This is a genomic window from Methanobrevibacter sp. (genome assembly GCF_017410345.1).
Lineage (GTDB): Archaea > Methanobacteriota > Methanobacteria > Methanobacteriales > Methanobacteriaceae > Methanobrevibacter.
The window spans coordinates 110,898-121,463 of sequence record NZ_JAFQQZ010000021.1; the positions used below are offsets into that span (position 1 = coordinate 110,898).

At 33.1% G+C, this 10,566-nt stretch carries 9 protein-coding genes; 2 read left to right on the forward strand and 7 right to left on the reverse strand.

Annotated elements, in window-relative coordinates:
• The first annotated feature begins 117 nt into the window (after nt 1-117).
• A complete protein-coding gene (locus IJE13_RS02775; protein WP_292776775.1) occupies nt 118-789 on the forward strand; it encodes a flavodoxin family protein in 672 nt (223 codons plus the stop codon).
• 228 nt (nt 790-1,017) lie between these two features.
• Here the strand turns inward: IJE13_RS02775 and IJE13_RS02780 are convergent, their stop codons facing one another.
• The 3 genes from IJE13_RS02780 to IJE13_RS02790 form a co-directional block, all read right to left on the reverse strand.
• On the reverse strand, nt 1,018-1,221 hold the full coding sequence (locus IJE13_RS02780) for a histone (protein ID WP_292776778.1): 204 nt from the start codon (nt 1,219-1,221) through the stop codon (nt 1,018-1,020).
• Nucleotides 1,222-1,682: 461 nt separating this feature from the next.
• Nucleotides 1,683-2,315, reverse strand: a complete 633-nt coding sequence (locus IJE13_RS02785; RefSeq protein ID WP_292776781.1) for an Hsp20/alpha crystallin family protein — start codon at nt 2,313-2,315, stop codon at nt 1,683-1,685.
• A gap of 483 nt (nt 2,316-2,798) precedes the next feature.
• Entirely contained in the window at nt 2,799-3,812 is a 1,014-nt protein-coding gene (locus IJE13_RS02790) for an SIS domain-containing protein (RefSeq protein WP_292776784.1), read from the reverse strand.
• Between the two features lie 207 nt (nt 3,813-4,019).
• Between IJE13_RS02790 and IJE13_RS02795 the strand changes: the two genes are divergently transcribed.
• Nucleotides 4,020-4,676 (forward strand): DUF447 domain-containing protein, encoded by a 657-nt coding sequence (locus IJE13_RS02795; RefSeq protein WP_292776786.1) that lies wholly within the window; start codon nt 4,020-4,022, stop codon nt 4,674-4,676.
• A gap of 92 nt (nt 4,677-4,768) precedes the next feature.
• Here IJE13_RS02795 and IJE13_RS02800 read toward each other — a convergent pair whose 3' ends face one another.
• The 4 genes from IJE13_RS02800 to speB all read right to left on the reverse strand — a co-directional run bounded on the left by IJE13_RS02800 (nt 4,769) and on the right by speB (nt 10,397).
• A complete protein-coding gene (locus IJE13_RS02800; protein WP_292776789.1) occupies nt 4,769-5,770 on the reverse strand; it encodes an NADH-dependent flavin oxidoreductase in 1,002 nt (333 codons plus the stop codon).
• 84 nt (nt 5,771-5,854) lie between these two features.
• Nucleotides 5,855-7,726 carry an adenine deaminase gene (gene ade / locus IJE13_RS02805; protein WP_292776792.1) on the reverse strand — a complete coding sequence of 624 codons (1,872 nt, stop codon included), beginning with the start codon at nt 7,724-7,726 and terminating at the stop codon, nt 5,855-5,857.
• A gap of 275 nt (nt 7,727-8,001) precedes the next feature.
• Nucleotides 8,002-9,219 (reverse strand): TIGR00300 family protein, encoded by a 1,218-nt coding sequence (locus tag IJE13_RS02810; RefSeq protein WP_292776794.1) that lies wholly within the window; start codon nt 9,217-9,219, stop codon nt 8,002-8,004.
• 245 nt (nt 9,220-9,464) lie between these two features.
• Nucleotides 9,465-10,397: an agmatinase gene (gene speB / locus IJE13_RS02815; protein ID WP_292776796.1), complete on the reverse strand. Its 933-nt coding sequence runs from the start codon at nt 10,395-10,397 to the stop codon at nt 9,465-9,467.
• Between the last annotated feature and the right edge of the window lie 169 nt (nt 10,398-10,566).

A 10,566-nucleotide genomic window follows, 5' to 3' on the forward strand; every position in this document is an offset into this window, starting at 1 on the left:
CCATCATCCATTTTTCTATTTTTCTACTTTTTCAAAAATTTTATTCTAATTTGTTATTGTGATTATTATTTTAATTTATTTATTTTTATTAATTTTATTTCTATAAAAGGTGATTTTATGGATTTTTATATTGTGAATGGCGGTCCAAGAAAAAAGTATAACACTGCTCAACTTTTGGAAAAGGCAAGTGAAGGCATTTTTGACAAATTGAAAAAGAACCATGATGAGGAGGACATAAACATTCATCAGATTCATCTTTATGATCTGGATTTCAAAGGATGCAAATCCTGTTTTCACTGCAAGAGAATCGGAGGCAAATACTATGCACAGTGCCCAATCAAGGATGACTTGAGAGAATTGCTTCCTAAAATCAAGAATGCTGACGGCATAATATTTGGAAGTCCGATTTACTTCGGTGAGATAACCGGAGAACTTAGGTCCTTTTTGGAAAGATTCCTATTTTCCGCGCTTGTCTATGGAGGAGAGTCCAATGCCCCTAAAAGGATGCCTATCGGAATGATCTATACCATGAATGTTACAGAAGAGGGATTTGAATATTTTTATGGAAACAAGTTTGATATTCTGGAAAATGCTATGGAAAACTTATATTCAAAGCCATATTCTTTGAAAGTTTATGACACTTTCCAATTTTCCGATTACTCAAAGTATGAAAATTATGCATTTGATCCAGAATTGAAAGCTAAAAGAAAAGAGGAACATTTCCCGATTGACTTGAAAGACGCTTACGATTTAGGTGTTAAAATAGCTCAAGATAGTTTGAAAATATGATTTTCATCTATCAATTTCTTTTTTATTAAAAATAATCATATTAAAATAATTAGATTAATTTTTATTTATCATTTCTTTTTTTTATTAAAAATAATAAATCCTAAAATAGCCGAGATATTGTAAAAATTAGTAAAAATAGTAAAAATAGTAAAAATAATTAAGAATATAAAAAAATAGTAAAAAAATAATAAAATATTATTAAAGTTTTTTAAAGGATAAGCTATGAACTTATTCTTTGTCTACTGCTAATGCAATGTCTTCTGCTTTTACAGTTTGTCTTTTTGCAATTTTTGCGTATTCAATTGCTTTTTTTGCGACTGCTGCTGCGTCGGCTTCTAAGTATTCTACTAATGCGACTACTGCTGCATCACTTACTCTTTCAGCACCAGCTTCTTTAATAATCCTATTTACAGGAGCTTTAGGAATTGCCATATTTTTCACCTCCGTTATAATAGTATAGTAATATTTTATCACAACTTAGTATTAAAACTTTCCCTTTTTTTACTTAAATTTTCTTAAATTCCCATATCTATATTATATAATACTTATTTCTCAATTACATTTGAATTTTTTATTTATTAGTAAAAATAGTAATGGATTATTAATATTTTAAAATTTTAGAAATTTTTATAAAACTTAGGATGAAAAAACTTTTCAAATATGTGTCATGAAAAATATTAAAAAAATATGCATTATAAATAGATGTGAAAATTAAATAAAAAAATATTTTTGCAAGATGATCTTGCAAAAATCAAAAAAAGTTAAGGTGTTTAATGTTAATTTAAAAATATTAAAAAAAGATTAAAAATTAATTTAATCTTTTTAAAGGTTTGAGATATATTTGTCGAATAAATCCATTCTTAAAAGGTTTGAGATATATTATGTAAACAAATCTATTCGATGTCTATTTTGGTTGTTGGAATTTCTCTTTTTGGTATAGTTACGAATAAAATTCCGTTGTCATGTTTTGCAGTAATTTCTTCTTTAACGATGTCTGCACCTAAGCTAACAGTTCTTTCTGCTCCACCTTCTTTGATTCCAGAAACGATTAATGTTGCTGGATCTTCTTCAGTGCTTTCAATCTTTTTCATGATGTTTTCAAAGCATGCTTTGATGGTAACGGAGTTGTTGGTTGCTTCGATGGAAATGTCTTCTTTTGCAATACCTGCTAAGTAAGCTTGTAAGTAGTAGAAATCTTTGCTTTCAGCTAAGTCAATAGTGATCTTATTGGTAATTGCAGTTTCTTTGTAACCTTGATATTTGGTGTCAAAGTTGCTTTGAAGAGTTTTCATTGCAATGATTGCATCATCGATGGTTTTAGAGAGGTTTTCTCCGACTTTACCTGCAACATCTTTACTTTTGTTCAAGGTTTCATCGAGTTTTTCTTTGTTAGCTTCGTTTCTTGCTTCAGCTTTAGCTTTGAGTTTTTCAGCTTTTTCTTTGAATTCTTCAGATTTGGAAGCTTCAACTTCTACGTCAACTTCTTCAAATTCTACTTCAATATCTTCTTTTACATCTTCAGGCATTTTAATATCTCCTTTACATTATTTTTTAAAATTCACAAAATTTGTACCTATGTTTTATAGATAAAAATTTTTATAAATTATAAATCTGATCTTAAATTTTATAAAATTTTTTTATAAAACTTAGTGTACATTTATGTCTAATGTATACTTTATCATTCATATCTTATAAATATTTCTATGGATTGTATACATTTTATTAATTTAGTATACAAAATTCTTAATTTTTTTAAGTTTTTTGGGAAATTTTTAACAAATTTAAAAAAATTGGAATTTTTCAGTATACTTTTTGTTCACAATGTATACTAGTAATTCATCACTTATAAACTTTTCTATTTTAGTTAATAAAAGTTACTAAAAGTTGATAAAAATAGCTGAAAATGAAAATTGAAAGGGAAATTAAAAAAATGAAAGTTTCAATTTATTAAAAAATTAGAATATAATATATAAAAAAATAAGAAAATAAGAAAATGAATAAAAAATTAATTATTCATATCTTACCTTGCCAATATGTCTTGTGCTTCCAGGATCCTCACCATTGAAGTGTGCCATGTAGTAAACAAACCATTCCAAAGGAATGACAAGAACAAATGGTGCAAGCAATGGATTGATGTCTGCATAATCCTTTAAATTATAGATAATTGTTTTGGCTTCCAATTTGTTTTTAGAGAAATTAATGGCTATTTTAGTCAACTCATCACTTTCCAAATCGGCATCCAGGAAAATCAAAGGAACATCCTTTTCAGCCCTTTCAATAAGACCATGCCTGAATTCCGCTGAATAAAGAGGGCAGGCATGCTTGATGGCCCCTTCCATCAGCATGGTCATGGCCAGTTTATATGCAAGACCGAAGTTGACACCGCTTCCCAAACAATAGAAACCGTCTTCATCTTTCATCTCTTCTGCAAGCTTTTTATTATCCTCTTCAGTGCTTTCCAAAAGCTCTTCAATCAAATCAGGCATAGCTGCCAATTGATCCAATATCTCATCTGCCTTTTCATATCCTGAAGCGGCAAATAGTATTTGGTAAAGGCATGCCAATTGGGTAATGTAAGTTTTAGTTCCAAGAATGGCTGTTTCAGTATTTCCCAATGTTATGACAGGATATTTCGCTTCCTTGATCATAGAGCTTTCAGGCTCATTTGAAATGGAAACCGTATCGATATCAAACTCATTGGCCCTTCTTAAAGCAGCTAAAGTGTCTGCAGTTTCACCGGACTGTGAAGCTGCAATGAATAAGGAATTCTCACCTTCATCCAATTTCTTGTTATATACAAATTCATAGCCTGTAAAGACTTCAATTCTCAAATCGCATACAGATGCCAATGCATCCCTAATGGAATAGCATGTGGAAATGGAGCTTCCACATCCAATCAAATAAACAGTATCGGCGGATTCAGCCAATTTGGAAATATTAGCCATATTATCCAATTCAGAAGCAAAAGTCCTTCTTAAAGCTTCCGGCTGTTCCATCATTTCATAATACATCTGATATTTCATATAATCACCCTTTAGTTGAAATAGTAATCCTATAAAATTTATGATTTATTCAAGCAATTAGACTATCATTGCTAATTTTTTAGTAACTCCAATATATTATATATAATTTTATTAGTTATACTATAAAAAGTTTATATTATAAAGTATTAATAATAAAGCATTATATAAATATTATTAGAACTTAAAAACAACAGATTAGGGATAGAAATGAAAATCGATTTAAGTGAAATTGGGATGAACAAGGGACAGCAATACGAGACAATCATCACCACCATAGATGAAAACGGAAAATCAAACGCTGCACCTTTTGGCCTAAGGGTATTGGATAAGGATAAGGTCCAATTAAGAATCTTTGAAGGGGGAAATTCAATAAAGAACATCAAAGCAAATAAGGAGTTTGTTATAAATCTTACCGAAAATCCTCTAATGTTCACCCTTTCAAGCGTCGGTACAATCCCAGAAGAATACTTAAGCAGAATCGATTCAGAAACAAAAAACAACAAGGAATTGCCTTACTTGACAAATGCAGACGCTTATTTCATTTGTGAAGTTGAAACATTGAAAACAGCTTTTAGGGAAAATGACCCCATCAAGGATACTGAAGTCAATATGATCAAGGCGAATGTGGTGGAGCTTACAATAAATAATAAATGTGCAAGACCACTCAATAGAGCAATTCATGCATTGATTGAAGCTTTAGTGAATTATTCAAGAATAGATTTCGTCAACAGCGAAACACAAAAAATTTTCCTTGAAAGATTCTTGGAATCTGAAAGAATCATAAAAAGAGTTGGAAATGAAGAAGAAAAGGAATCCATAAAAATATTAAAGGAAAAATTAATAGAAAAAGGATATGAGATTTAAAATAATCTCATACTGAATAAAAAAATGGGGATTTAAAATAATCCACTATAAAATAAAAAAAAATAATTTTTAAAATAATCCCTATGTTTAAATTAACCAAATTGGAAACATCTGCTTTCTTTCTTACCATAGCAATTATTGCATCCCTTACACCTGGATACACCTTCACCATTCTCTTTCCATTCAAGTAGGAAATCCTGTTGGGCTACAAAAGGCTTTGCAAGAGACAAGAACTCAATGTCTGTCTTGTTCAAAATCTCATTCATTGTCTTCATATCCCTTAAGGTACCTCCCAATATCAAAGGAATGTCCAATTCCTTAGCCAAATTATCTGCATATGAGAGGAATGCATGATCTCCATCTTCACCAAACTTGAATGAAATGGTTCTTGCAGTAATCTGTATGCTGTCTGCACCGTTTTCTGCCAATATCTTAGCAATCTTATAGCTTTCATCCAGAGTCATTCCACCCTTTCTTCCATCAACGGCATTGATTCTGAAACTTACATGACAGCCCACCATCTTTTTAATCAACTTGATGATTTCCACTACAATCCTCAATCTGTTTTCAGTGCTACCACCGTATTCATCAGTTCTCTGATTGAAATATGGATTGATGAATCTTGCCAAATAGAAGTTATGGGCCATGTTGATTTGGATTCCATCAAATCCAGCATATGAAAACTTCTTGGCAGCCATTACCACTTCTGCCTGCAGTTTCCTTATTCCTTCAATGGTCAAGTCATTAGGCTCTGCCTTCTGATTGACTCCATCATCATAAAAGAAAAATGCCAATTGCCCTAAAATAGGCATCTCAAAATGATGTGAGAGATTAGTCACTTGCTTATAATCCTTAATGAATCCCTTATAGTTCATATTTGCACAGTATGGATAGAACCTATCCTTTGGGTCAAGGGCGAACATTTCAGAGACAATCAGGCCAACACCGCTTTTTGCAATATTCTCATATCTGTCAAAGACTGAAGATTTGATAAATCCTCCATCTTCACTGTCTCTTTCCCATCCTCCGGTTCTGATCACTCTGCTTTTAAGGTCAAATTCGCCAAACCGGCATTCATCAAATATGTCTTTCATAAAAATCACCATTTTAAAACAATTTATCAAATTCAGATTAGAAATTATGTTTCCTCAATTATAAAACAATACTGCTAAATCTGATTAGAAATTATGTATCAAATCTATAAATTTAAATTCATCAGCATCAAAGAGGCCCTGATCACTTATCTTGAAGTGAGGAATCACAAGCAATGCCATAAATGACAATGTAGTGAATGGAGATGTCAAATCACATCCTAAGCTATTTACCGCATCCCGCAATTTTCTATTTTTATCTGCAACATAATCGATATCCCTATTGGACATCAATCCTGCAAGGGGCAATTCCAGGACTTCACAGATGTCATCCTCAGTTGAGACAGCCACCAATCCACCTTGGGATTCCCTGATTATATTAACTGCCTTAGCCATATCCTCACTGTTTGTTCCAATGACTAGAATATTATGGGAATCGTGAGCCACAGAAGCTCCAAATGCTCCTTTCTTAAGATGGAATCCCTTTACAAACCCGTTTGTGATATTGTTTCCTCCATACCTGTTTACAACGGCAATCTTGACAATGTCCTTCTTCAAATCAGGCTGAAGGACACCATTTCTGATAATTATTGTTTCCTCAGATTTGTCTGTAATCAAGTCATTGTCATAGGCATTGATTACAAAGACATTGGTTGTCTCATCCATCAATGAATTGGTCCAGCTCATTTCGATTTCAGCATCAAAATCCTCCGGCCTTACTTCATCTAGAATTATGCTAGGCTTTGACTGGACTTCCTCTGTTTCAAACAATACCTCCCCTTCATCAACCACAAGCTCTCCATGAACCCAAACCTTGCTGACATTCAGGTTTCTTAAGTCATCAACCAATGCGAAATTGGCAATCCTATCCTCCTCTATCGCACCGCAATTCAACCCATAATGTTCTGCAGGATTGAAAGTGACCATTTTGATGGCTTCCTTAGGATCGATTTTTAAGGAAATTGCCTTTTTAACCAATTTATCCAAATGCCCTTCAGACAAATCCTCTGCATCAATGTCATCACTAACCAAGAGGTCGAATGGCGGAACGGCCATGGCATCATCAAGACTTTGGACAATGACTCTTCCAGCCATTTCCTCCTCAATCAGATAATTCAATCTGTCATCATAATTCAAAAGGGCATCCATATTCTTTGCAGATGATCCTTCACGAACCATGATTGTCATGCCAAGACGGGACTTTTCAATGGCCTCTTCAAAGCTGGTACATTCATGTTCAGTTGAAATACCATATGACACATATTTTTCCAGGTCTTCGCCAGTCAATAATGGACAGTGCCCATCCACTGGCTTTCCTAACTTATGAGCAGCCGCTATTTTCCTTAAAACCTCTTCATCTTCAGCAATTACTCCTGGAAAATTCATCATTTCACCAAGAGCCACCATCTCATCACGTTTCAGCAATTTCTCTACATCCGAACTGCCTAATGTGGCTCCAGAAGTTTCAAAACTTGTAGCGGGAACACATGATGGAACGGCATAATAGAAATCAAATGGCACTTTCCTACCATCTTCCACCATCCAATCGATACCGTCAATTCCCAAAACATTTGCAATCTCATGGGAATCAGCAACCACAGAAGTGGTTCCATATGGCAGGACTGCCTTGGCAAAATTGGATGGAGACAGCTTTGAGCTTTCAATATGAATATGCGAATCAATGAAACCAGGTATTAGAATTCCATCATAATCCAAATCAAGAGAATCCTCATCATCGGTGATGATAGGAATGACTTCCTTAAACAAGCCATCCTCAATGACAATCTCTGCAGGATAGACTTCTCCAAACTCAACATTAAGGTATCTTGCAGTTATTATAAGGTCTCCTTCAGGTTCCTCTGCATCTTCTATGATTATATCTCCAATCTCTATCTCTTCAAGGTCTTCAGCAGAGATAATGATCTCATTGCCATCCACATTAAAAGTCTTTTCAACCATGATTACACCATTTGATAAAAATAAATAATTAATAAATAAATTTAATTTTTAAAGTTCATTATAAAAATAATTTTTACATTAAATAAATCTATTAAAACTTAATAAAAAAAGTTTCTAAAAAAAGTTTTTGATAGTGAAAAAATAGTAAAATTTCTAAGTAGAAATCGTTTTTAAAATCTTTAAAAATGGTTAAAATTAAGTAAAAATCGTTTAATGATAAAAAATAGCTAAAAATAGTTTAAAAAAAGAAAAAATAAAAAAGAATAAAAATAATTTTATTCCTGTAATGCATTGTATAGTACAGGCAGGAATGCACCTACATCAGTTACAATACCTACAACTTGTGCACTGCCTCTATCAGCGAGTTTGGTAACTGTGGATGGGTTGATGTCTACACAGATACTTTTTACTCTTGAAGGCAATAGATTACCAGTTGCGATTGAATGGAGCATGGTTGAAATCATAATAACCATATCCACTTTCTGAGCGTAATGACGCATCATTTTCTGAGACTCTGCAGTGTCAGTGATTACATCTGGAAGTGGTCCGTCATCACGAATGGAACCGGCCAAAACGAATGGAACATCATTCTTAATGCACTCATACATGATACCGCTTTTCAATGTTCCGTCTTCAACAGCTGCCTTGATTGAACCGGACCTATTGATTCTGTTGATTGCTCTCATGTGATGGGTATGACCATGTGCAACCACTTCTCCTGTCTTTACGTTTACACCAAGGGAAGTTCCGAATTGGTCACATTCGATATCGTGAGTTGCCAATGCATTTCCTGCAAAGATGACATCAATGATTCCATCCTTGACAAGCTGTGCGACGATTGGTGCAGAACCTGTGTGAACAATGGCTGGACCGCCGACAAGTGCAATCTTGCCACCGTTTGCCTTTACGTTTTTAATCTCGGTTGCAACATCATTGATGATGCTCATCATTGGCTTTTCAGAAGAGACTTCACTGTTCATGAACTCGAATACACCTTGCTTTCCTCTGGATCTTTGAGGAGGTGTGATCTTTACCCCTTCTCTGCCAACTACAATCAAGTCACCTTTCTTTATGTCTGCAATTGGCTTGCATCTGGCAGTCTTTTTCTCTTCATCAATGACAATCAGACAGTCCATTTCAATTTCTTCAACAAGAATCCATTCACCTTTGTAATAGATATGGGTTACGTGATGGCTTGTGGAATAGAATCCTTCTGGAGCTACCTGATCTTTTGGGGAAGGCACTAGGTTTACCTCTTCAATTTCAGATATTGAAACCCCAATAAAGTTAAGTTCATCAAGAATAGAATTTAAAACATCGGGAGATTCTGCTGAAACCATAATTTTAGCTTTACTAGTATCAGATTTGCGTTTTCCTATTTCAAACTCCAGTATATCAAAGTCTCCTCCATTATCCATAATGATATCCATTGTTTTAGGAAGAGTCAATGAATCAATGATATGACCGGACAATTCTATCTCTCTTTTATACATCAAAAATCTCCTAATTCCTTATAATTTTGTAAATATGATAATTCTTTATCTTTTATTTGTAAAATTGATTTAAATTCAAATGATAATCATTATACTAAAATCATTATACTAAATAATAAATTATAATTAAAATATGTGTTTAAGTAATATTTATATTATTTGTTAATGAATAATAACTAAATAAAACAGCAAAATAATTGTGATTAAAAATTGAAAAAAAAACAATTGAAACAATGAAAAAATATTTAAGCAAATAATGTCAAGAAATCATAAACCATCTTAGCTGCAAGAACTGCAGTGATGTCTCCCAACTTATCGCTTGCGACCTCTACAAGGTCAAATCCTATTAGATCTATTTTTTCATTGTTTGACAAGCTTTCAAAAATGTTTTCAACATCAATCGGGTGCAATCCATTTGGAGTCGGATTGCCTACAGAGGGGGCAAATGCGGGGTCAATCACATCCATGTCAATGGAAATGTAGACTTTTCCTTCGATTGAATCCAGCTTGTCCAAAAGGACATCGAAATCATCAAAAAGGTCCTTTGCCAAAAAGCTGCTGATGTTTTCCTGAGCTTCAACGAATTCCTTCTCTTCCAAAGAGAATGATCTGATTCCTATTTGAATCAATTCCTTTGGATTCAAGTCATGAACTCTTCTCATGATGGTTGCATGGGAATCCTTTTCACCGATATACTCATCGATTATGTCCCTATGGGCATCCAAATGGATGACTGTGACATCGGACAAGTCTTTACTTTCTTCCAAATCACATAAAGCTTTAATAGATCCAATGCTTACGCTATGTTCACCGCCAATAACAATAGGCTTGATGCCATTTTTTATTAATTCCTTTACAGAATCACAAAGTGCATCACAGGTTTTAGAGCAGTTTCCATGAACAACATTCAAGTCACCGCAGTCATAGAATTCTCCATCCAAAAGCTTTTCGAATATAGAATTGTACTGTTCAAAGCCAAATGAAGCTTCCCTGATTATTGTTGGACCATATCTTGAACCATGATGATAGGAACATGTGCTGTCAAATGGAACTCCTATGATTCCCCACTTTCTAGATTTTGCAAAATCATCTTCAGATCCATTGTCATCTGAATTGTATAAATCTATAGATTCAGCTGAAAAAGCAAATTTCCATGGTTCATAAGTATTGAAAAGCATTTTATCACGTTTATAAATAGAATAAAGTTTATGATTCTAATAATTTTAATTTTTTAATATTTTCATATTTTAAATTTTTTATAACTTTAGGATTAATTAATTATTTGATTAATTAAAAATATCAGTTAATCAAGTAATTAATTAAAAATAGAATATAAAAAATAAAAAA

Bases quoted from the DNA above. Each gene is read 5' to 3' on its own strand.
- IJE13_RS02775 (WP_292776775.1), top strand. From the start codon at position 118: ATGGATTTTTATATTGTGAATGGCGGTCCAAGAAAAAAGTATAACACT.
- IJE13_RS02780 (WP_292776778.1), bottom strand. From the start codon at position 1,221: ATGGCAATTCCTAAAGCTCCTGTAAATAGGATTATTAAAGAAGCTGGT.
- IJE13_RS02785 (WP_292776781.1), bottom strand. From the start codon at position 2,315: ATGCCTGAAGATGTAAAAGAAGATATTGAAGTAGAATTTGAAGAAGTT.
- IJE13_RS02790 (WP_292776784.1), bottom strand. From the start codon at position 3,812: ATGAAATATCAGATGTATTATGAAATGATGGAACAGCCGGAAGCTTTA.
- IJE13_RS02795 (WP_292776786.1), top strand. From the start codon at position 4,020: ATGAAAATCGATTTAAGTGAAATTGGGATGAACAAGGGACAGCAATAC.
- IJE13_RS02800 (WP_292776789.1), bottom strand. From the start codon at position 5,770: ATGAAAGACATATTTGATGAATGCCGGTTTGGCGAATTTGACCTTAAA.
- ade (WP_292776792.1), bottom strand. From the start codon at position 7,726: ATGGTTGAAAAGACTTTTAATGTGGATGGCAATGAGATCATTATCTCT.
- IJE13_RS02810 (WP_292776794.1), bottom strand. From the start codon at position 9,219: ATGTATAAAAGAGAGATAGAATTGTCCGGTCATATCATTGATTCATTG.
- speB (WP_292776796.1), bottom strand. From the start codon at position 10,397: ATGCTTTTCAATACTTATGAACCATGGAAATTTGCTTTTTCAGCTGAA.